This window comes from Bradyrhizobium archetypum, from assembly GCF_013114835.1.
GTDB classification, from domain to species: domain Bacteria; phylum Pseudomonadota; class Alphaproteobacteria; order Rhizobiales; family Xanthobacteraceae; genus Bradyrhizobium; species Bradyrhizobium archetypum.
Genome location: NZ_JAAVLW010000009.1, coordinates 172,173 through 192,495, shown reverse-complemented (window position 1 = coordinate 192,495; position 20,323 = coordinate 172,173). Strand labels below are relative to the sequence as shown.

Here is a 20,323-nt window from a genome sequence, read left to right as displayed (position 1 = left end):
GAAGCGACGAAGCAATCCGTCTTTCCCCGTGCTGAGGTATGGATTGCTTCGCTCCGCTCGCAATGACGAACGAGAGACGGCCTACTTCTTGTCGCGGAAATACGGCTCGACGCTGCCGTGCACCTTGATGGTCAGCGGATTGCCATGGCGGTCCTTGGCGTTGCCGGCGGTGACGCGCACCCAGCCCTCGCTGATGCAATATTCCTCGACATTGGTCTTCTCGACGCCCTTGAAGCGGATGCCGACGTCGCGCGCCAGGATATCTGCGTTGTAATAAGGGCTGTTCGGATCGACCGAGAGACGGTCGGGAAACTGGTCGTTGATCGCTTTGTCGTTGTCGCTCACAGCAGTGCCTCGATATCTTTTCTCATTCCCTCGGGCGTCGCGGTCGGCGCGTAACGTCCAACCGCCCTGCCCGACCGATCGACCAGGAATTTGGTGAAGTTCCATTTGATCGACGAACCCAACAATCCCGATTTCGCGTTCTTCAGATGATTGAACAACGGATGCGCCTGGCTACCGTTGACGTCGATCTTGGCGAACATCGGGAACGTCACGTCATACTTGCTGGCGCAGAATTCCTCGATTTGCCTGGCGTCGCCCGGCTCCTGCCCGCCGAACTGGTTGCAGGGAAAGCCGAGCACCGCAAAACCGCGCGGCGCAAAGTCACGATGGAGCTGCTCGAGGCCCTTGTATTGCGGCGTAAACCCGCAGGCGCTCGCGGTGTTGACGATCAGGAGCACCTGACCCTCGAACCGCATCAGCGGAACCTGTTCGCCGGCCAGCGACTGCGCCGTGAAATCATAAACGCCTGGCATGATCCTCTCGATTGTTACGGAGCATGATCTTATCCGAAAACCGATACCCACTTTTCGGGATCATGCTCTAGCCCGCCGGATCGATCGCCGCCGACGGCGTGCCGCCGGCTTCGACGGCCTCGCCCGCGGCGAGACACAGGTCCTCGCGGTAACGGCCGGAAACCAGTTGCACGCCGACCGGGACGCGTCCGACCAATCCGGTCGACACCGTTAGCCCGGGCAGCCCCATGAACGGAATGGCGATCTGCGGCAATTGCGCATGCCAGACACGCGCAAACGACGCCTCATCCTTGCGGTCGAGCTGATCGGGAAACGGCAGTTCGCCCGATACGGGCATCAGCAGCACGGCATAATTTTCGAAGAAGGCCAACCACTCACGCGTCAGCGTCGCGCGCCGCGTCAGCGCCTTCGAGAGATCGAACGGATGGACCTTGGCGCGGTTGCCACGCAGGCAAGCCAGCGCGCCGGGGTCGCCTTCCCGCTCGGCGGCTTCCAGCTGCGCCTCATAGCCGTCGCCGAGCCAGAGCTTTGTCTGAAGATCGGCCGGTTCGCGCAGCGGCGGCGTGTCGGCGATTTCCTCGACGGTCCAGCCCGCACGCTCGAGCCGCTTGCCGGCATCGGCCACCGCGGCCTTCACTTCGGGGACGGGATCGAGACCGTCCGGGTTGAGACACATCGCGACGCGCTTGGGCATCGCCGGACCTTGGAGCGGCGCCGGCACCCACCAGGGATCGCGATAATCCTTGGCCGACATCGCAGCCAGGGCGATCCTGATGTCACTGATGGTGCGCGCCAGCGGACCCGAGACGGCGCTGATCTGCGGCCCGATCGGCCGCTCAGGGAGCGCGGCGTTGAACGCCGCGATGCGTCCCATGGTCGGCCGCAGGCCGTGCACGCCGCAGGCGTAGGCGGGATAGCGGATCGATCCCGCAATATCGGTGCCGTGCGCGATATGCCCGATGCCGGCCGCAACCGCCGCTCCAGCGCCGCCGGAGGAGCCTCCCGGAGTGATCGAGGGATCGCGTGGATTCTTGGTATCGCCATGGACGAGGTTGGTGGTGAACCAGCGATAGGAGAACGCCGGGCAATTGGTGCGCCCCAGAATGACAGCGCCGGATTTACGCAGATTATCGATCACCGGGCTGTTGCTCTTGGCGATGGCGTTGCGCTGCAGCTTCAAACCGTTGGTGGTGGCAAAGCCCTGCTGGTCGATATTGACCTTCACCGTAACCGGCACGCCGCCCAGGGGACCAGGATCTTCGCCGCGTCCGATCGCGGCATCGATGGCGGAGGCCTGCGCAAGCACGTCCTCAGGCCTGTGGTCGACGACGGCATTGATCATGGGGTTGACCGCATCCAGCCGCGCCAGCGCCGCGGTTGCCGCGTCCTTTGCCGAAACCTTCTTCGACCTGATCAGCGAGGCCATTTCCGCGGCCGACAGGCGCCAAAGATCTTGCATGCCAAACTCCATCCGATTGCGGCCCTTGTACCGCCGGGCGCCGGGCAATGCCAGCGGGAGGAGTGCGCTGCGGGCTGGCAGTGCTCCCTCGCCCCGCTCTTGCGGGGGGAGAGGGTCGGGGTGAGGGCACTGTCCGCGAGTCCCCGCTGTGGAGAGGCCCCTCACCCGGCGCTACGCGCCGACCTCTCCCCGCAAGGCGGGGCGAGGTTTATTCCAACTAGCGCATGCGGGCGATGTAATAGGCGAGATCGGCGATCTGCGCTGGCGGGATTGGCGCCATCACGTCCGCCATGCTGGCGTCATAGCCGTGCCGGGTGTTGTCCTTGTACTCGGCAAGGGTCTTGGCGAGATAGTCCTCGCGCTGGTTGGCGATACGCGGGACGTTTTCCTTGCCCGACAAGTCCAAGTTATGGCAGCTATCGCAGCGGTGCTGCTGCACCAGCGCCTGTCCACGTTGCATGCGCGCTGGATCGCCATTTTCCGCTGGCGGCGCCGGTTTCGGCATCTTGGCGAAAAAATCGGAAAACTGGCGAAGATCGTCGTCGGTCAGCGGCTTTGCGATCTCGTTCATCGGCTCGAAGACGCGCAGCTTCTCGCGAAACATGAAGAGCTGGATCAGCGCATACGACGCCTGCTGCGCGCCGAGCGACGGCGTGTTCTCGGTTTGCGATTGGCCGTTCTCGCCGTGGCAGGCGAGGCACGGCGCGATGCGTTGTTCGATGGTTTGGGCGTTGGCTGAGGCCGCGATCAAAGCGAACGCCAGCATCGTCATCGTTTTACGCATCGGCTTACCTCGGACCGCCGTCATTGCGAGGAGCGCAAGCGACGAAGCAATCCATCTATCCCCGCGTTGAGGAATGGATTGCTTCGCTGCGCTCGCAATGACGGGAATCTAGACTACGACTTCCCCGCCACCTTCTGCTTGCCGTAGGTGATCCGATAGACGGCGCCGTTGTAATCGTCGGAGACCAGCAACGAACCGTCCTTCATCTGCAGTACATCGACCGGGCGGCCGATATATTTATTGTCCTCGATAAAACCGGTGAGCAGCGGCTCCAGCGACTTCATGGTGCCGTCCTTGTTCAGCTTGGCGACGACAACGTCACCGCCGACTTTCCTGGAGCGGTTCCAGGAGCCGTGCCGGGCAATGATGGCCGCGTTCTTGTAGGCCTTCGGGAACATGGTGCCGGTGTAGAAGCGCATGCCGAGCGCCGCTGAATGCGGTCCGAGCAGTCCCACCGGCGCGGTGTAGTCGCTGCAGGATTTGCCCCAGCCGAATTCGGGATCGACGATGTTGCCCTGCAGGCAGAACGGCGCGCCGAAATGTTCGCCGACCTTGGTGATGCGGTTGAGCTCGTCCTCCGGCACATCTTCCGACATCCAGTCGCGGCCGTTGTCGGTGAAGTAGAGATGTTTGGTCTCCGGATGCCAGTCGAAACCGACGGTGTGGCGAACGCCGCGGGCGATCACTTCCGCGCCCGAACCGTCGAAGTTCATCCGGCGGATCAGGCCATGCTCGTCATCGTTCAGCACGTTGTTGCCGGGCTGGCCGACGGGAGCGTAGAGCTTGTTGTCGGGACCGATGGCGATGAACTTCCAGCCATGGGCCTCGTCCTTGGGCAGCTTGTCGAAGATCACGGTCGGCTTCGGCGGGCTATCCAGATTGTCTTCGACCTTCTCGATCTTGGAGATCTTGGACAGTTCGGCGATGTAGAGCGTGCCGTCCTTGAAGGCGACACCGTTCGGCCGGTAGAGGCCGGAAGCCAGCACCTTGACCTCGCGTTTGCCATCCTTGTTGACGATGGCATAGACCTTGTCGACGAGGCGGCTGCCGACGAACACCGTCCCCTTGTCGCCGAGGGCGAGCGAGCGCGCGTTCGCCATGCCGGCGGCATAGACCTCAATGTTGAAGCCGGCCGGTACCTTGAGTTTCGCCGTCGGCAGCTTGTCCGGCGCGGCCGGGATCGGCGGCGGCGCGATCGGCGCAAGCTTGGCGGCGGCGTCGTTGCCCGCGGGACGTCCGATCAACGGCGAGCCCGGTGGAAGCGAGGGCGAGGCCGCAGTCCCTGCGGGCGGCGGCGCACCGGCGGCCGGCGGCGTGGCGGGCTGCTGGATGGCGGGCGGCGGCGTGGCGGGCTGTGCGGCCGCCGGCGGGTCCGCGGACTGCTGGGCAACGGCGCTCAGCGTAAGGGCAGTCAAGAATGCGCCGGACAGCAACAGGCTGCGCGGCACCGACATGTAGTCCATCATGGGCGTTCTCCCTGGCGGAAGCCTTTCTCTTCGCGCGGGCCGATATGACGCCAACGCCGGAGGCTTTCCTGGCGGGCACTCTCCATATTTGTCTGCCCGTGCGCAATCGGAAACATGCCGATCGGAGGTTGCAGACATCGTCGGTGAGGGTCCCCGCATCAGTGCCTGGTGATGGAGCCGCCCGGCGCGTCGAGAATCGCTTCAGCGAACGGAAACTCCAGCACGATCTCACCGTCGTCATCGGTGACTTCGATAGTGGCGCTGAGCAGCGCACCGTCAGCACCATCCGTCTTGAGCAGTTCACGGATCATGGCGCGCGCCATTTCCCAGGCGCGATCGGGATCCCTGAGCACCTCGCCATCGGGATCAGAAATCAGCTCATCGCCGATACGGGTGTTGAAATAATATCGCGGCATCGGCGGAAACTTCACTCTTGTTAGGGTCCCGCAATCGGGGACCGCGCTTCTCACAGGTTCCTTATCGGGCGGGCACACGGCCCGCAAACCAAAACCCAACATCGTCATTCGTGATGGCCCGAACAACCGGGAAATGACTGATCCCACGTTGTTTTGACCAGAAGTTTCCAGCCTAGCTCCGCGACCTGTTTCGCAACGCAGCATAACGCGCTCAGCTTCCTTGCGAAAATTTAACTGACGAACTTTTTGATACGCGCTACCTTAACTCTTCAGGGCGGAGTTCGTCCGGTAGCAAAAGGAGAGCCAAATGGCTTGGAAAGCACCGAAGATCGTCGAAGTGCCGGTGGGCATGGAAATCAACATGTATATGTGCGCCGCCCGCAAGTAAGCGGTAGCGCAAGCTCACTCGATCACGCAGGTGGACCGCCGGGCTGATGCCTCCCGATCGGGGAGATGCGTCATCCGGTTAGCGTCCACCTCGTGCCGTTTACTTCCTTTCCGGGCTTGGCGCTCGGCTTTGCGTCGCTAGGTTTCAGAGTTTCCAGGAGACGGATCATGCTTCGTGTCGTCGTCCTGGGCGCCGCGGCAGGTGGCGGCGTTCCGCAGTGGAACTGCGGATGCACGGTCTGCCGGGAGGCACGCGAAAATCGGGAATTGCAGCGTACCCAGGCCTCCATCGCGGTCAGCGGCGACGGCGAGCACTGGTACCTCGTCAATGCCTCTCCCGACCTTCGTCAACAGCTCATGGCGACGCCGCAGCTTCGCCCCAAGGCTGGCGAATTACGTCACAGCCCGATCGCCGGCGTCATTCTGACCAATGGCGAAATCGATGCCGTCGCGGGGCTATTGTCCATGCGCGAGGGCTCGCCCTTCACGCTCTACGCGCATGAGCGGGTCCTTGCGATTTTGCGATCCAACAGCATCTTTAATGTGCTGGGCGAACACAATGTGAAGCGCCAGCCGATCGAGGTCGACAGGGCGTTCGAGCCTGCCCTGCCCGATGGCTCACCATCCGGCATGGAAATCCTTCCCTTCGCGGTTCCTGGCAAGGGGGCGTGGTACCTCGAAGGCAAGGCGCATCCGGCGGGCGGTGACGCAGTGGGCGATACGCTCGGGCTTCGCATTCTGGATAAGAAAAGCGGCAAGTATTTTTGTTTCCTGGCCGCCTGCGCGCGAATGACCGACAATCTCAAGTCGCGGCTGACAGGTGCTGCGCTGGTCTTCTTCGACGGCACGGTGTGGCGCGACGACGAATTGATCGTTCAAGGCCTCGGCACCAAGACGGGACGGAGCATGGGCCATATTTCGATGTCGGGTGAACATGGGGCGATCGAGAGCCTTGCCGGCCTCGACATCGGCCGCAGGGTGTTCCTGCATATCAATAACTCCAATCCCGCCTTGCTCCCCGGTTCGGACGAGCGCCAGGCGGTGGAACAGGCGGGCTGGCAGATTCCTGCCGACGGAACGGAGATCACACTGTGAATGTCGTGCCCACCAGCGGAATGACCGCGCACTCGATCGGCAAGGGCATCACGCTCAACAATGCCGACGAACTCGAAGCGATGCTCCGCCATATCGGCGCGACGCGTTATCACAATTTGCACCCATTCCACCGGCTGCTGCATGGCGGCAAGCTCAACAAGGGACAGGTGCAGGCCTGGGCGCTGAATCGTTATTATTACCAGAGCACGATCCCACTGAAGGACGCGGTGGTGATCTCGCGGTTCCGCGAGCGCGCCACCAGGATCGAGTGGCGGCACCGGATCGAAGATCACGACGGCGATATCGGCTCCGAAGGTGGTATCGAGCGCTGGCTGAAACTAACCGAAGGGCTCGGGCTCGACAGCGCCTATGTGGAATCGACCGAGGGCATCCTGCCGGCGACGCGGTTCGCGGTGGAAGCCTATGTGCATTTCTGCCGTGACAGGACGCCGCTGGAGGCGATCGCCTCCTCGCTGACGGAACTGTTCGCGCCGAACCTGCACGAGGAGCGCATCTCGGGGATGCTGCAGCACTATGATTTCGTCAACCCTGACATCATGACCTATTTCAGCCGCCGCCTGACGCAGGCGCCGCGCGACGCCGGCTTCGCGCTGGAATACGTCAAGGCCAACGCGAAGACGCCCGCGGAGCGCGAGGCGGTCTGCAACGCGCTGATCTTCAAGACCAATGTGCTATGGGTTCAGCTCGACGCGCTGTATCATGCCTATGTCGAGGGCCACATTCCGCCCGGGGCATTCGTGCCCCAAGGAAGCTGACAAGGAAACTGACGAGCAAACTGACAAAGGAGACCGGCGATCGATGGCCTCGAGCCGCAACATCAGTGTCAGCGAGGCGAGCCGGCCGAAATTGCCGCGCCACACTCGGCTGAAGTTCGATGAGACGCGGCAGGTCTGGGTGATCCTGGCGCCGGAGCGCGTGCTGGCGCCGGACGAGATCGCGGTCGAGGTGCTGCAGCTTTGCGACGGCGTGCGCAGCGTCGCCGAGATGGTCGACCAGCTCGCCGCCAAATATGCTGCGCCCCGCGAGGCGATCGCGACCGACGTCATCGCGATGCTGCAGGACCTCGCCGACAAGGGTTTTTTGACCGAAGCGCGTGAGAAAGCGTCATGAGCGACATCCTCGCAGACGGCAAGACAGCCAGCGCCGCGCCAAGTGACGGGCTTGCGGTGCTCGAGCACAAGCGTTCGACCGCGGAGACCTTCGGCATCCCGCTTGCCGTGCTCGCCGAGCTGACGCACCGCTGCCCGCTGCAATGTCCCTATTGCTCGAACCCGATCGAGCTCGATCGGGCCAGCAGCGAATTGACTACAGAAGAATGGAAGAAGGTTTTGAGCGAGCTCGCCGAAATCGGCGTGCTGCAAATCCATTTCTCGGGCGGCGAGCCGACCGCTCGCAAGGATCTGGTTGAACTGGTGCAGCACGCGACCGATGTGGGGCTGTACAGCAATCTCATTACGTCGGCGGTGCTGCTGAACAGGGAAAAGCTTTCGGCGCTTGCCGATGCCGGGCTCTGCCATGTGCAGATCAGTTTTCAAGGCAACGAGCCGATCGTCGCCGATCGCGTTGCCGGGCTGAAAAACGCGCATGAGAAAAAGCTTGAAGTCGCTAAATGGACGCGTGAGCTCGACCTGCCGCTGACGGTGAACGCAGTGATGCACCGCCAGAACCTGCACCAGCTCCCTGATATCATTCAGATGGCAGTCGATCTCGACGCCGACCGGCTTGAGGTCGCCAACGTCCAGTATTACGGCTGGGCGTTGAAGAACCGCGCCGCCCTGATGCCGACGCTCGAGCAGATCGAGGAGACGAGCCGCATCGTCGATGAGGCCGCGACACGCCTGAAAGGCATCCTCGCCATCGACTACGTGGTGCCGGACTATTACGCGCTGCGGCCGAAGAAATGCATGGGCGGCTGGGGCCGGCAGTTCTTCAACATTTCACCCGCCGGCAAGGTGCTCCCCTGCCATGCGGCGGAGAGCATCACCGGGCTCGACTTCGAATCCGTCCGCTCCAATCATTCGATTGCCTGGATCTGGCAGAACTCCGAAGCTTTCAATCGCTATCGCGGCACCGGCTGGATGCCCGAGCCATGCAAGAGCTGCGAGTTCCGCGAGATCGATTTCGGCGGCTGCCGCTGCCAGGCTTTTGCGCTGACCGGCGACGCCGGAAATACCGACCCGGCCTGCACGCTGTCACCGATGCACGAAAAGATCTTCAAGGACGCCGAGCGCGAGGCCGCCGCGCACCAGGATCGCTTCCTTTACCGCAACTTCGCCGGCGGGACGCTGGAGACGGAAGGCGAGCATGGCGCCTGACGCCGACGCCGGCAAATCCATCAAACGCGCCGATCCGTTTGCGCCGCTGACGTCGGAGCAGGTCGCGGTCGGCGACGGTCACGACATCTATGTCGAAAGCATCGGCCGGCCAGGTGGCATTCCCGCGGTCTATCTGCACGGCGGGCCCGGCAGCGGCTGCCAGCCGGACCATCGCCGGCTATTCGACCCCGAACGCTTCCACGCGGTGCTGTTCGACCAGCGCGGCTCCGGCCGCAGCCGCCCCAAGGGCGGCCGCGAAGCCAATACGCTGCCGCATTTGATCGCGGATATGGAAGCGATCCGCGAGAAATTCGGCTTCGAGCGTTGGATGGTGGTCGGCGGCTCCTGGGGCGCGACGCTGGCGCTGGCCTACGCGCAGGCCCACCCCGACCGTGTCAGCGGCATCTTGCTGCGCGCCACTTTTCTGGGCACGATCGAGGAAATCGAGAACGGCTTTCTCGACACACTGCCGCGGTTTTATCCCGGGCTCTATGATGACTTCATGAGCGTGCTGCCGGAGGACGAACGCGCAGAGCCGCTGCAGGCTTATTTCCGCAGGATCCTCGATCCCAATCCCGACGTGAATATTCCTGCAGCACGGGCATGGGGCGAGACCGAGCGCATTCTTTCCGAACACACGCCGAACCGCACGCGGCTTGATATGGCAGCCCTCAGTTCATCGCGGGGTCTGCCGGCGACGCCGTTCATGGAAGCGCATTATTTTGCCAATGACTGTTTCATGCAGCCGAACCAGCTGCTGCGTGACGCGGGCAGGCTCATGGGGCTTCCCGGCATCATCGTGCAGGGCCGCTACGATTTGCTGTGCCCGCCGGCAACCTCGCACGCGCTTGCCGCCGTGTGGCGCGAGGCCGAAATCCGCTTCGTCGAGGGCGCCGGCCATACGCTGTACGATCCCGGCGTTCGCGACACCGTGATGAAGGCGATTGCGGACATGGCTTCCAGAACTGGCAAATAGCGATTATGAGCCACCCCTCTTTCAATCGGCTCAACGAGGGCTGGAACGCAGAACCCAATGCATCCTATCCGCGGGTCGCGGTGTCGGGCACCGATATCCTCGTCGAGTTTTTTCTCACCCCCTTTCAATTTCGGCAGTTTGGTCCTGACGACCAAGGCATCATTCGTTTTCTTGACCGCTCGCGGTGTCGTTTCGGAGCGACCAACGATGAGGGCTGTATCTTGGCCAATGCCGCTACAGCAAAATCGCGCCGGCATGGCGCGAGTCCTCTCGGCATTTCCTGTTCTACTTTCGGGACGATACGTTTGAATGCATCGCATCGGACTGGAGGTTTGAACCCAAATCCACGAATGCCTTGTTTCAACATTTCAAAGCACGTTAGGGTCTCGCCTCGCTAGATCTGAGCACCACCGAGTTAGGAAACAAGAAAATGCCGATCGCCGGAAAAGGCATGCTGCTGACGTCGATGAACATCGACGCTGCGCACGAACCCGAGTTCAACCGCTGGTACGATCGCGAACATCTTGAGGAGCGCGTCGCGATCGACGGTTTCCTCGAAGCCCGCCGCTATGTCGCGCATGACGGCAATCCAAAATATCTCAGCCTCTATTCCACCGAGACTTTCGAGGTGCTGGACAGCCCGACCTATCGCACCGCGCTGGCGAACCAGACGGCGTGGTCGAAGACCAATATCGCCCGCTTCCAGAACATGATCCGAGCGGTGGCGCGCATCACGATCAGCCGCGGCACCGGCCGCGGCGCGGCGCTCGGCATCGTCAGACTGCGTCCGTCGGTCGGCGGAGAGGATAAATTGCGCGCCGCGCTTGCCGAGCAGCTCGATCCCGCGCAACTCGACGGAATCATTTCACTGCATTTGATCGAGAGTGATCCGGCGCTGTCGAAACCGATCACCGACGATCCTTCCGCGCCCAATCCCGGCGCCGGCGACTGGTTCGTGCTGATCGACGCCACGGACGTCGGTGCAGTACCTGCGGCAATGCTACGCTTCAGCGGCAATATCGCATTGAAGCCGCTGATCATCTCGAGCGGAATCTATCGGCTGATGTGGGACCTGGCAAAGAGCGATATCGGCTAGGCCTTCTCGCCGCCGCCGACGGCACGCGAAGTACGCGAGCGGTTGGCGGCCTGATCGGGATATGGAACAGGAACTGATGATGTCGCTCCGTAGAAACCCGGTGAAGGGTGCTGTTAACGCGATATCGCATAAACAAGTGGCCGGGATTTGCGTTCCGGCATGAACTGCTCGGGAGCGGCTCCGCAGGGCTAGTGCTTGCGCCAGGCGGCTTCGATCTTCTGCTCGTAGTCGTCGAAGGCTTTAACAAGTCCGGTCAGAACTTCCGCCGAAGTCTCGAACATTGCTTTCAATTGCGGTTCGTCGACTTTGCTGATGTCCTCTCTCAAATGTGCGATGTTCTCCTGGAAGCGCTTCTTCATCTTCTGGGTATGGTGCTGCGGCGACCGATCGGCTGAGGATGTCATGCGCATTTGCTCCTTTGCTAAAGGCCTTTCGAACAACCCCTTGGTGACCCTGCCGGTTCCCGCTATCTTCAGCCGTCAATGGAGTTGATGCATGGCGGAAAAGTCCGCGGGCACTATCGCCGAGGTTTTCACCGCCTTTCTCAAGCTCGGCCTCACATCGTTCGGCGGACCGATCGCGCATCTCGGCTACTTCAGGACCGAATTCGTGGAGCGCCGAAAGTGGCTCAGCGAAAGCAGCTATGCCGATATTGTTGCGCTTTGCCAGTTCTTGCCGGGGCCTGCATCCAGCCAGGTCGGTTTCACGCTCGGCATCTTGCGCGGCAACGGCCTGCTTGGCGGCCTGGCAGCATGGCTCGCCTTCACCATGCCGTCGGCGATCATTCTGTTCGCCTTCGCACTCGGCGCCACCACCCTCACCGGCCCGGTTTCGGAAGGCATTCTTCACGGCCTGAAGCTGGTCGCGGTTGCTGTCGTGGCGCAGGCGATCTGGGGCATGGCCCAGAGCCTGACGCCGGACCGCGAACGGGCGGCGATCGCGCTGGCCGCTGTTGTTATCACGGTGTTCGTCGGTGGATCGTTTGGCCAGATCGGCGCCATTGTGCTGGGCGCGATGGCCGGGCTGTGGCTGTGCCGCGGAGACGGGCCCGCGCCGACCGGCCATCTCAACTTCTCGGTATCACATCGGCTTGGCGTCGCCGCACTTGTGCTCTTCGCACTGCTGTTTCTGGTCACGCCGCTGGTAACGGCAAGGACAGGGTCCCAAGCGCTTGCGCTGTTCGATGCGTTCTATCGTTCCGGCGCGCTGGTGTTCGGCGGCGGCCATGTCGTGCTGCCGCTATTGCAGGCCGAAGTGGTGACGCCCGGCTGGGTCAGCAATGCGGATTTCCTCGCCGGCTACGGCATGGCGCAAGCCGTGCCCGGACCGCTCTTCACCTTTGCGGCCTATCTTGGCGCCGTCACGGGCCCCGCCCCCAACGGCCTCGCCGGTGCGGTGATTGCCCTTGTCGCCTTGTCGCTGCCGGGACTGCTGCTGGTCTACGGCATGCTGCCGTTCTGGGACGCGCTGCGCCTGCGCCCCACGGCGCAGGCCGCCATGCGTGGCACCAATGCGGCGGTTGTCGGCATCCTTGGTGCCGCGCTCTACAATCCGGTCTGGACCAGTGCCGTGCTTAGCCCGCGCGATTTTGCGGTGGCGCTTGCCGGCTTCCTGCTGCTGACGATCTGGAAGCTGCCGCCGTGGATTGTCGTCGTCCTGCTGGCGATGACCGGTGCAATCCTGCGACTGATCTGAACATCCTCGCTTCACCTGCATACATTGATCCGCATGATGCGCTTTCGCGCATGGTGTTTGAAAATGCACACTGCACTGCACATGTTGCACTGCCACATGGATGCTGCGACGCTAAGTCCTCCTCTCCATGCAATTGAAAGCTGGAGATCGCGCAAAATTGCCTTTGTGCAGCATCTGGAATGGCTCTAATAAGATAAGCCTATGATCCAATTCAAAAACCACAAGAACGCTCGCTAAGCGTTCGCAGGCAAAATAAGGCCGCGCTGTTCTCAGGGCTGGCGCGGGACAAGGTAGGAATGAAACCGACTGACATCTCGGCGCCAGACTACTTTCACAAGGTGGTCGATTGCCAATGGGCCTGCCCCGCACACACGCCGGTTCCCGAGTACATCCGATTGATTGCCGAGGGGCGTTATAGCGACGCCTATATGATCAACTGGAAATCGAATGTGTTTCCCGGAATTCTGGGACGCACCTGCGATCGTCCATGCGAACCAGCGTGCCGCCGCGGCCGCGTCGAGGAAAACCCGGTCGCGATCTGCCGCCTGAAGCGCGTTGCCGCCGACTTCAAGGATGACGTCAGACACCGCCTGCCGAAGCCGGTTGCGAAGAACGGCAAGCGCATCGCGCTGGTCGGCGGCGGTCCCGCGTCGCTCACCGTGGCGCGCGATCTCGCCCCGCTCGGCTATCATTGCACCGTGTTCGATTCCGACCCCAAGGCGGGCGGCATGATGCGGAGTCAAATACCAAAATTCCGCCTGCCCGACAGCGTGATCGACGAGGAAACCGGCTACATCCTGGGCCTCGGCGTCGAGTTCAAGGGCGGCCATCGCATCGACAGCCTGAAGAAGCTGCTCGCCGAAAATTACGACGCCATTTTTGTCGGCTCCGGCGCGCCGCGCGGCCGCGAGCTCGACATCCCCGGCCGCAAGGAAGCTGCCGCCAACATCCATATTGGCATCGAATGGCTGGCATCGGTTTCGTTCGGCCATGTCGACAAGATCGGCCGCCGCGTCATCGTGCTCGGCGGCGGCAACACCGCGATGGATTGCTGTCGCACCGCACGCCGGCTCGGCGGCGAGGACGTCAAGGTGATCGTGCGCTCCGGCTTCGAGGAGATGAAGGCGAGCCCCTGGGAAAAGGAAGACGCCATTCATGAGGATATCCCGATCCTCAATTACATGGTGCCGATCGCATTCAAGCATGTGGGCGGCAAGCTGATCGGCGTCACCTTCCAGAAGGTGAAGGCCGAATACGACGCCAAGGGCCGCCGCAACCTGGTGGCTTCAGGCGAGCCGGACCAGACAATCCCCTGCGACGACGTGCTGGTGGCGGTCGGCCAGGAGAACGCCTTCCCCTGGATCGAGCGCGATTGCGGCATTGACTTCGACAAGTGGAATATGCCGCGGGTCGATCCCAAGACGTTCGCCTCGACCAATCCGAAAGTTTTCTTCGGCGGCGATGCGGCGTTCGGCCCGAAGAACATCATCTGGGCGGTGGCGCATGGCCATGACGCCGCATTGTCGATCCACAAGATGCTGTCGGGCGAAGACATCAGCGAACGTCCGCTTCCCGAAGTGCGCATCACCTCGCAGAAGATGGGCATCCACGAGTGGAGCTACGACAACGACATCTCCGGCGACAAGCGCTACAAGGTGCCGCATCGCGACAAGGTGATCGCGCTGAAGGACATCAAGGCCGAGGTCGAGCTCGGCTATGACGTTAAGCTCGCGCTCGGCGAGGCGCAGCGCTGCCTGAACTGCGACGTACAGACGATATTCTCGGCGCCCGCCTGCATCGAATGCGATGCCTGCGTCGACATCTGCCCGATGGACTGCATCACGTTCACACAGAATGGTGAGGAAGAGGACCTGCGGCAGCGGCTGAAAGCGCCTTCGCCGCACCACGACCAGGCGCTCTATGTCGCCGAGGGCCTCAAGACCGGCCGCGTCATGGTAAAGGACGAGGACGTCTGCCTGCATTGCGGGCTGTGCGCCGAGCGTTGTCCGACTGGCGCCTGGGACATGCAGAAGTACCTCATCGATATGACTCACGCGGGATCAACATGTCAGTCCAAAGCCCGATCAGCAGCGTAAACGACTTCGTCGTCCGTTTCGCCAACGTCAACGGCTCGGGTTCGGCGAGCGCCAACGAGCTGTTTGCGCGCTCGATCCTGCGCCACGGCGTGCCGGTCTCGCCGCGCAACATCTTCCCCTCCAACATCCAGGGGCTGCCGACCTGGTACGAGGTGCGTGTCACCGAAGCCGGCCATCTTGGCGCCCGCGGCGGCGTCGACCTGATGGTGGCGATGAACCCGCAGACCTGGGACAAGGACGTCGCCTCGATCGAGCCCGGCGGCTATCTGTTCTACGATTCGACCAAGCCGATGCCGACGTCGAAGTTTCGCAGCGACATCACCGTGATCGGCGTGCCGCTGACTGCGATCACCAACTCGACTTACACCGACCCGCGCCAGCGGCAGTTGTTCAAGAACATCATCTATCTCGGCGCGCTCTGTGCGCTGCTCGACATGGATCCGAAGCTGATCGAGCAGCTCATCGGCGAGCAGTATAAGAGCAAGGAAAAGCTTCTGTCATCGAACATCCACGCGCTGCATCTTGGCCGTGACTGGGCGCTGCAGAACCTGAAATGCCCGATCGGGCTGCAGGTGAAGAAGTCCGACAAGGTCGGCGACCGCATCTTCATGGAAGGCAACAGCGCCGCGGCGTTGGGCGCGGTCTATGGCGGCGCCACCGTCTGCGCCTGGTACCCGATCACGCCGTCGTCGTCGGTGGCGGAGGCCTTCACGAGTCACTGCAAGAAGCTGCGGCACGACCCCGAGACCGGCAAGGCGAAATACGCGATCGTGCAAGGCGAGGATGAGCTCGCCTCCATCGGCATCGTGATCGGCGCCTCCTGGAATGGTGCGCGGGCCTTCACCGCCACTTCCGGCCCCGGCATCTCCTTGATGACGGAGTTCATCGGCCTGTCCTATTTCGCGGAAATTCCGGCCGTGATCATGAACATTCAGCGCGCCGGCCCCTCGACCGGCATGCCGACGCGTACCCAGCAATGCGACATCATCGCCTGCGCCTACGCGTCGCATGGCGACACCAAGCACATCCTGCTGTTCCCGGAAGACCCCGCCGAGGCGTTCGAGTTCGCAGCACAATCGTTCGATCTCGCCGACCGGCTGCAGACCATGATCTTTCTGATGCTCGATCTCGACATCGGCATGAATCACCGCCTCTGCCGCCCGCTGAAGTGGGACGACGCCAGGCAATATGACCGCGGCAAGGTAATGACGGCGGCAATGCTCGACGAACCGGGACGCGATTTCGGCCGCTATCTCGACGTCGACGGCGACGGCATTCCCTACCGCACCTATCCGGGCACGCACCCGACCAAGGGCTCATTCTTCACCCGCGGCACCTCGCGTGACCGCTACGCGCGCTATTCGGAAGAAGGCGCCATCTACGCCGACAACATGCAGCGGCTGGTACGCAAGTTCGAGACCGCCCAGGACATGGTGCCGCGGCCGTTACAGGCCAACGCCGCCAAGCCGACCAAATACGGCGTGATCTATTTCGGCTCGACCTCGCCGGCGATGGACGAGGCGATCGGCCTGTTGGAAGCGCGCGGACATCAGCTCGACCGCATGCGCATCCGCGCCTTCCCGTTCCACTCCAGCGTGGCGAGCTTCATCGCCGACCATGACTTCGTTTACGTGGTCGAGCAGAACCGCGACGCCCAGTTGCGGCAGTTGATCGTCAACGAGAACGGCATCGATCCGGTCCGCCTGGTGCCGATCCTGCACTATGACGGCACCCCGATCACCGCGCGCTTCATCGCCAATGCCATCGGCGACCATCAGGACCATCTGAAGGTGACCCCTCTCCGCAAGGCCGTGTCATGACCTACATTGCAAAACCCAAGTTTCACCATCCCGGCCTGAAGAAGAACGAGCTCGGCTATACCCATCGCGACTACGAGGGCAAGATCTCGACGCTGTGCGCCGGCTGCGGCCACGACTCGATCACCGCTTCGATCATCGAGGCCTGCTACGAGCTGTCGATCGAGCCGCACCGGGTGGCCAAGATTTCCGGCATCGGCTGCTCGTCGAAGACCCCTGACTATTTCCTCGGCAACTCGCACGGCTTCAATTCCGTGCACGGCCGCATGCCGTCGGTTCTGACCGGCGCCAACCTCGCCAACCGCGACCTGATCTATCTCGGCGTGTCCGGCGACGGAGACAGTGCATCGATCGGCTTCGGCCAGTTCGCGCACTCGATCCGGCGCGGCGTCAACATGACCTATATCGTCGAGAACAACGGCGTGTACGGCCTCACCAAGGGCCAGTTCTCGGCGACCGCCGACCGCGGCTCGAAATCCAAGAAGGGCGTGACGAACACCGACAATGCCATCGACCTGGTCGCCATCGCGCTGCAGCTCGGCGCGAGCTTCGTGGCGCGCAGCTTCTCCGGCGACAAGAGCCAGTTGGTGCCGCTGATCGCGGCCGCGATTCGCCACAAGGGCGCGTCCTTCATCGACGTCATCAGCCCCTGCATCGCCTTCAACAATCACGCCGGCTCAACCAAGAGCTTCGATTATGTCCGCGAGCATAACGACGCCGTGAACCGGCTCGACGTGCTGACCGGCCGCGACCCGATTACGGTCGATTACGCGCCGGGCACGGTGCAGGTGGTAGAGCAGCATGACGGCACGCGGCTCGCGCTGCGCAAGATCGACGCCGACTATGACGCCAATGATCGGCTGGCGGCCATGACCTTCCTGCAAAAGCACGCCGCCAAGGGCCAGGTGGTCACCGGATTGCTCTATGTCGATCCGGACGCGGAAGATCTGCACGCCCATCTCGACACCGTCGAGACGCCGCTCAATACGCTGGAAGGCAAGGATCTGTGCCCCGGCTCGGCGGCGCTGGAAAAGATCAACGCCAGCCTGCGCTAGCTACGCCGCCACGGCGATGTTCCGGGGATGGGCGACGTACTCCTTCAAGGTCGTGCCGGACGCATCGGCCTCGACGAGCGACACGTCGTAGCTCCAGAGATCGGCAAGGTGCTGCAGCACCCGCTTGGTGTCGGCTTCGCTGAGCTGGGCGCCCTTTACCACGGTATGGCGTAGCATCAGGCGGCGATCGCCAGCCAGATCGACATCGACGACTTCGATGTTCGGGTCGATGAAGCCGACGTCATATTGCCGTGCCAGTTCACGCCTCAGCCGCCGATAGCCTCGCTCGTTGTGGATCGCGTCGACCAGGATACCGGCCCGCTCCTCCGGATCGTCATGCAGGTGGAACAAGCGGAAGTGCCGCATCAGCCGCGGGCTCATGTACTGGCTGATGAAGCTTTCATCGCGGTAATTGGCCCAGATGTCGCGCAGCACGGCCATCGGATCGCCAGTCCCGGCAATATCCGGGAACCACTCGCGATCCTCGGCTTCCGGATTGGTGACGATGCGCTCGATGTCCTGCATCATCGCAAATCCCAGCGCATACGGATTAAATCCCGAAAAACGCGGATCATCGAATTCGGGCTGGAACACCACGTTGGTGTGTGACTGCAGGAATTCGAGGAAGTTGCCGTCCGTCAGCCGTCCCTGCTCGTGCAGCCGGCTCATGATGCGATAGTGAACGTAGGTCGCCGTACCCTCGTTCATCACCTTGGTCTGGCTCTGCGGATAGAAATACTGCGCGATGTTGCGCACGATCCGCAATATCTCGCGTTGCCATGGTTTCAACCGGGGCGCCGTCTTCTCGAGAAAATACAGCAGGTTTTCCTGCGGCAGACCGAGCATCTGGCGCCGGCGCTCGACGTCCAGTATCGCGTTGCTCTTCGCCGGACCGGTCGGAACGGTGCGCCACAGATCGTTGAAGGCACTCTCCTCGTGGGCCCGGCGCCTGCCCGCCCGCTTTTCCTCCGCGCGAAGATCGAGACTTTTCTTTCCGGGATAGCGATCGATACCGTGCGACATCAAGGCGTGCGCGGCATCGAGCGTGTGCTCCACCGCCAGCCGGCCGTGGCGCTCCTCGCAGTGCGCCACGTAGCGCTTGGCGAACTCGAGATAATCGAGAATGCCGTCGGCGTCGGTCCATTGCTTGAACAGATAGTTGTTCTTGAAGAAATGGTTGTGACCGAACGCGGCATGCGCGATGACGAGCGTCTGCATCGTCGCCGTATTTTCTTCCATTAGATAGGAAATGCAGGGCGACGAGTTGATGACGATCTCGTAGGCCAGACCCATCAGCCCCTTGCGATAGGACGCCTCCTGAAAGGCAAAATGTTTGCCGAACGACCAGTGCTTATAGAACAGTGGCATGCCGACCGACGAATAGGCGTCCAGCATCTGCTCGGCGGTGATGACCTCGATCTGGTTGGGATAGACGTCGAGTTTCAATTCGTCCCGCGCAACCTGCTCGCAGGCGTCGCAGATCCGTTGCAGCGTCCGGAAGTCCCAGTCAGCCCCCTGAAACAGCAACTCGTCGGTCGCGGTCATGTTGCGGTCCTTTCCTGCGGGCCGCGGCGCTGGAAGAGATCGTGAAACACCGGAAAGATCTCGCTGCGCTCGTTGACCTTGCGCATCGACAGCGGCGCGCCGCTCGCGCGCAGACCCTCATATAGGGTCCAGAGCGCCGAATTGGGCATTTCGTAGGATAGGCCGTTTTCCTGGCCGACTTCCAGATAGGCAAAAAACTGGCTCACCGGCAGGATCTTGTCGGTCAGGAGCCGGCCCGCGACCTCGCCGTCCGCATAGGAATTATCCCCGTCAGAGGCCTGCGCGGCATAGATGTTCCAGTCAGCAGGCCGGAACCGCGTCCGCACGATGTCGTGCATTGCCTGCAATGCACTCGACACAAGCGTGCCGCCGGAAGCCGGTCCGTAAAAGAACGTCTGCTCGTCGACCTCTTCGGCGCGGTCGGTGTGTCGGATAAAAACGATCTCGACATGGCGATAGCGGCGCTTCAGGAACACATAGAGCAGCATGTAGAAGCGCTTGGCGAGATCCTTCATATGCTCGGTCATCGAGCCGGAGACGTCCATCAGGCAGAACATCACGGCCTGCGCCACGGGTTTCGGCACCGTCTCGAAGCGCCGGTAGCGGATGTCGATCGGATCGATGAACGGGATCCGTTTGATCTTCGATTTCAAGGCCTCGATCTCGGCCAGGAGTTCGACACGGCGCGCCTCGCTGCAATCCGAAAGCTCCGCTTCGAGGGCCGCCAGTTCCTCCGGTCTCGGCCGCCGCAGCGCGACGCGCCTCGCCAAGGCGCGGCTTACCGTTCGGCTCACCGAAATGTTGGCAGGCGAGCCGGACGTCGAGTAACCGGCCCGACGAATCCCCTCGGTCTCGACCTCGGCCAGCTTGCGCTTGGCGAGATCGGGCAATTCCAGGTCGTCGAGGAACAGGTCGACAAATTCGTCGCGGCTGAGAACGAAGCGGAACGTATCTTCGCTGTCGCCTTCGCCGGCACCTCTTCCCCTGCCGCCGCCCTGGTTCGGGCGCGGCAGGATATCGCCTTCGACGAACTTCTTGTTGCCAGGCAGCACCATGTCGCGCGTGCCGCCTTCACGGCGAAAGCGCGGCTCGTCCATGCCGTCGATCGGGACGCTGACCTCGCCGCCTTCCAGGACATCCTTGATGTCCCGGTCCTGCGACGATTTCTTCACCGCCCCTTGCACCAGCGCCTTGGCGCGACGCAAAAAGCGCTGGCGGTTCTCAAGACTCTTGCTGCCTGGATTCAGGCGCCGATCGACGATGTGAATAGCCACGGTCTCAT

The 20,323-nt window shown here is 62.4% G+C and carries 20 protein-coding genes; 11 read left to right on the top strand and 9 right to left on the bottom strand.

Features of this window, described 5'->3' with window-relative positions; translation table 11 throughout:
* Positions 1-81 precede the first annotated feature (81 nt).
* The 6 genes from HCN50_RS27630 to HCN50_RS27605 all read right to left on the bottom strand — a co-directional run bounded on the left by HCN50_RS27630 (position 82) and on the right by HCN50_RS27605 (position 4,943).
* A complete protein-coding gene (locus HCN50_RS27630; RefSeq protein WP_311968229.1) occupies positions 82-345 on the bottom strand; it encodes a DUF3297 family protein in 264 nt (87 codons plus the stop codon).
* Entirely contained in the window at positions 342-818 is a 477-nt protein-coding gene (locus HCN50_RS27625; RefSeq protein WP_171713047.1) for a glutathione peroxidase, read from the bottom strand. Before HCN50_RS27625 ends, HCN50_RS27630 begins: the two co-directional genes overlap by 4 nt.
* A gap of 67 nt (positions 819-885) precedes the next feature.
* Entirely contained in the window at positions 886-2,277 is a 1,392-nt protein-coding gene (locus HCN50_RS27620; protein WP_171713046.1) for an amidase family protein, read from the bottom strand.
* A 217-nt stretch (positions 2,278-2,494) separates the two neighbouring features.
* Positions 2,495-3,061, bottom strand: coding sequence for a c-type cytochrome (locus HCN50_RS27615; protein WP_171713045.1), 567 nt, complete (start codon positions 3,059-3,061; stop codon positions 2,495-2,497).
* Between the two features lie 113 nt (positions 3,062-3,174).
* Positions 3,175-4,527 (bottom strand): PQQ-dependent sugar dehydrogenase, encoded by a 1,353-nt coding sequence (locus tag HCN50_RS27610; protein ID WP_235977233.1) that lies wholly within the window; start codon positions 4,525-4,527, stop codon positions 3,175-3,177.
* A 158-nt stretch (positions 4,528-4,685) separates the two neighbouring features.
* The gene (locus HCN50_RS27605) at positions 4,686-4,943 is read right to left on the bottom strand and encodes a DUF6894 family protein (protein WP_171713044.1); all 258 of its coding nucleotides are present in this window, start codon (positions 4,941-4,943) and stop codon (positions 4,686-4,688) included.
* Positions 4,944-5,250: 307 nt separating this feature from the next.
* Between HCN50_RS27605 and pqqA the strand changes: the two genes are divergently transcribed.
* The 7 genes from pqqA (at position 5,251) to HCN50_RS27570 (ending at position 10,833) form a co-directional block, all read left to right on the top strand.
* Positions 5,251-5,331: a pyrroloquinoline quinone precursor peptide PqqA gene (gene pqqA / locus HCN50_RS27600; protein ID WP_057848853.1), complete on the top strand. Its 81-nt coding sequence runs from the start codon at positions 5,251-5,253 to the stop codon at positions 5,329-5,331.
* 167 nt (positions 5,332-5,498) lie between these two features.
* Complete coding sequence (gene pqqB / locus HCN50_RS27595; protein ID WP_171713127.1) at positions 5,499-6,425, top strand: pyrroloquinoline quinone biosynthesis protein PqqB; 927 nt, start codon at positions 5,499-5,501, stop codon at positions 6,423-6,425.
* 20 nt (positions 6,426-6,445) lie between these two features.
* Positions 6,446-7,201 carry a pyrroloquinoline-quinone synthase PqqC gene (pqqC, locus tag HCN50_RS27590; RefSeq protein WP_171713128.1) on the top strand — a complete coding sequence of 252 codons (756 nt, stop codon included), beginning with the start codon at positions 6,446-6,448 and terminating at the stop codon, positions 7,199-7,201.
* A gap of 43 nt (positions 7,202-7,244) precedes the next feature.
* Complete coding sequence (pqqD, locus tag HCN50_RS27585) at positions 7,245-7,556, top strand: pyrroloquinoline quinone biosynthesis peptide chaperone PqqD (RefSeq protein ID WP_171713043.1); 312 nt, start codon at positions 7,245-7,247, stop codon at positions 7,554-7,556.
* Entirely contained in the window at positions 7,553-8,761 is a 1,209-nt protein-coding gene (gene pqqE / locus HCN50_RS27580) for a pyrroloquinoline quinone biosynthesis protein PqqE (protein WP_171713042.1), read from the top strand. Before pqqD ends, pqqE begins: the two co-directional genes overlap by 4 nt.
* Positions 8,751-9,737 (top strand): prolyl aminopeptidase, encoded by a 987-nt coding sequence (pip, locus tag HCN50_RS27575; protein WP_171713041.1) that lies wholly within the window; start codon positions 8,751-8,753, stop codon positions 9,735-9,737. The genes pqqE and pip overlap by 11 nt, the downstream gene beginning before the upstream one ends.
* 430 nt (positions 9,738-10,167) lie before the next feature.
* Positions 10,168-10,833 carry a DUF4286 family protein gene (locus HCN50_RS27570; protein ID WP_171713040.1) on the top strand — a complete coding sequence of 222 codons (666 nt, stop codon included), beginning with the start codon at positions 10,168-10,170 and terminating at the stop codon, positions 10,831-10,833.
* Positions 10,834-11,021: 188 nt separating this feature from the next.
* Here HCN50_RS27570 and HCN50_RS27565 read toward each other — a convergent pair whose 3' ends face one another.
* Positions 11,022-11,237 carry a hypothetical protein gene (locus HCN50_RS27565; RefSeq protein ID WP_171713039.1) on the bottom strand — a complete coding sequence of 72 codons (216 nt, stop codon included), beginning with the start codon at positions 11,235-11,237 and terminating at the stop codon, positions 11,022-11,024.
* Positions 11,238-11,328: 91 nt separating this feature from the next.
* Between HCN50_RS27565 and chrA the strand changes: the two genes are divergently transcribed.
* From chrA to HCN50_RS27545, 4 genes are all read left to right on the top strand, one after another.
* Complete coding sequence (gene chrA / locus HCN50_RS27560) at positions 11,329-12,528, top strand: chromate efflux transporter (RefSeq protein WP_171713038.1); 1,200 nt, start codon at positions 11,329-11,331, stop codon at positions 12,526-12,528.
* Between the two features lie 296 nt (positions 12,529-12,824).
* A complete protein-coding gene (locus tag HCN50_RS27555; RefSeq protein ID WP_171713037.1) occupies positions 12,825-14,624 on the top strand; it encodes an FAD-dependent oxidoreductase in 1,800 nt (599 codons plus the stop codon).
* Positions 14,594-16,444 carry a 2-oxoacid:acceptor oxidoreductase subunit alpha gene (locus tag HCN50_RS27550; protein ID WP_171713036.1) on the top strand — a complete coding sequence of 617 codons (1,851 nt, stop codon included), beginning with the start codon at positions 14,594-14,596 and terminating at the stop codon, positions 16,442-16,444. Before HCN50_RS27555 ends, HCN50_RS27550 begins: the two co-directional genes overlap by 31 nt.
* A complete protein-coding gene (locus tag HCN50_RS27545) occupies positions 16,441-17,496 on the top strand; it encodes a 2-oxoacid:ferredoxin oxidoreductase subunit beta (RefSeq protein WP_171713035.1) in 1,056 nt (351 codons plus the stop codon). Before HCN50_RS27550 ends, HCN50_RS27545 begins: the two co-directional genes overlap by 4 nt.
* Here the strand turns inward: HCN50_RS27545 and HCN50_RS27540 are convergent, their stop codons facing one another.
* Both HCN50_RS27540 and HCN50_RS27535 read right to left on the bottom strand, forming a co-directional pair.
* A complete protein-coding gene (locus HCN50_RS27540; protein ID WP_171713034.1) occupies positions 17,497-19,041 on the bottom strand; it encodes a SpoVR family protein in 1,545 nt (514 codons plus the stop codon). It lies immediately after the preceding gene.
* On the bottom strand, positions 19,038-20,315 hold the full coding sequence (locus HCN50_RS27535; RefSeq protein ID WP_311968228.1) for a YeaH/YhbH family protein: 1,278 nt from the start codon (positions 20,313-20,315) through the stop codon (positions 19,038-19,040). Before HCN50_RS27535 ends, HCN50_RS27540 begins: the two co-directional genes overlap by 4 nt.
* Positions 20,316-20,323 lie beyond the last annotated feature (8 nt).

Excerpts from the sequence above, each read along its gene's own strand:
- HCN50_RS27625 (WP_171713047.1), bottom strand. The coding sequence starts at position 818 with ATGCCAGGCGTTTATGATTTCACGGCGCAGTCGCTGGCCGGCGAACAG.
- HCN50_RS27620 (WP_171713046.1), bottom strand. The coding sequence starts at position 2,277 with ATGCAAGATCTTTGGCGCCTGTCGGCCGCGGAAATGGCCTCGCTGATC.
- HCN50_RS27615 (WP_171713045.1), bottom strand. The coding sequence starts at position 3,061 with ATGCGTAAAACGATGACGATGCTGGCGTTCGCTTTGATCGCGGCCTCA.
- HCN50_RS27610 (WP_235977233.1), bottom strand. The coding sequence starts at position 4,527 with ATGATGGACTACATGTCGGTGCCGCGCAGCCTGTTGCTGTCCGGCGCA.
- HCN50_RS27605 (WP_171713044.1), bottom strand. The coding sequence starts at position 4,943 with ATGCCGCGATATTATTTCAACACCCGTATCGGCGATGAGCTGATTTCT.
- pqqA (WP_057848853.1), top strand. The coding sequence starts at position 5,251 with ATGGCTTGGAAAGCACCGAAGATCGTCGAAGTGCCGGTGGGCATGGAA.
- pqqB (WP_171713127.1), top strand. The coding sequence starts at position 5,499 with ATGCTTCGTGTCGTCGTCCTGGGCGCCGCGGCAGGTGGCGGCGTTCCG.
- pqqC (WP_171713128.1), top strand. The coding sequence starts at position 6,446 with ATGACCGCGCACTCGATCGGCAAGGGCATCACGCTCAACAATGCCGAC.
- pqqD (WP_171713043.1), top strand. The coding sequence starts at position 7,245 with ATGGCCTCGAGCCGCAACATCAGTGTCAGCGAGGCGAGCCGGCCGAAA.
- pqqE (WP_171713042.1), top strand. The coding sequence starts at position 7,553 with ATGAGCGACATCCTCGCAGACGGCAAGACAGCCAGCGCCGCGCCAAGT.
- pip (WP_171713041.1), top strand. The coding sequence starts at position 8,751 with ATGGCGCCTGACGCCGACGCCGGCAAATCCATCAAACGCGCCGATCCG.
- HCN50_RS27570 (WP_171713040.1), top strand. The coding sequence starts at position 10,168 with ATGCCGATCGCCGGAAAAGGCATGCTGCTGACGTCGATGAACATCGAC.
- HCN50_RS27565 (WP_171713039.1), bottom strand. The coding sequence starts at position 11,237 with ATGACATCCTCAGCCGATCGGTCGCCGCAGCACCATACCCAGAAGATG.
- chrA (WP_171713038.1), top strand. The coding sequence starts at position 11,329 with ATGGCGGAAAAGTCCGCGGGCACTATCGCCGAGGTTTTCACCGCCTTT.
- HCN50_RS27555 (WP_171713037.1), top strand. The coding sequence starts at position 12,825 with ATGAAACCGACTGACATCTCGGCGCCAGACTACTTTCACAAGGTGGTC.
- HCN50_RS27550 (WP_171713036.1), top strand. The coding sequence starts at position 14,594 with ATGTCAGTCCAAAGCCCGATCAGCAGCGTAAACGACTTCGTCGTCCGT.
- HCN50_RS27545 (WP_171713035.1), top strand. The coding sequence starts at position 16,441 with ATGACCTACATTGCAAAACCCAAGTTTCACCATCCCGGCCTGAAGAAG.
- HCN50_RS27540 (WP_171713034.1), bottom strand. The coding sequence starts at position 19,041 with ATGACCGCGACCGACGAGTTGCTGTTTCAGGGGGCTGACTGGGACTTC.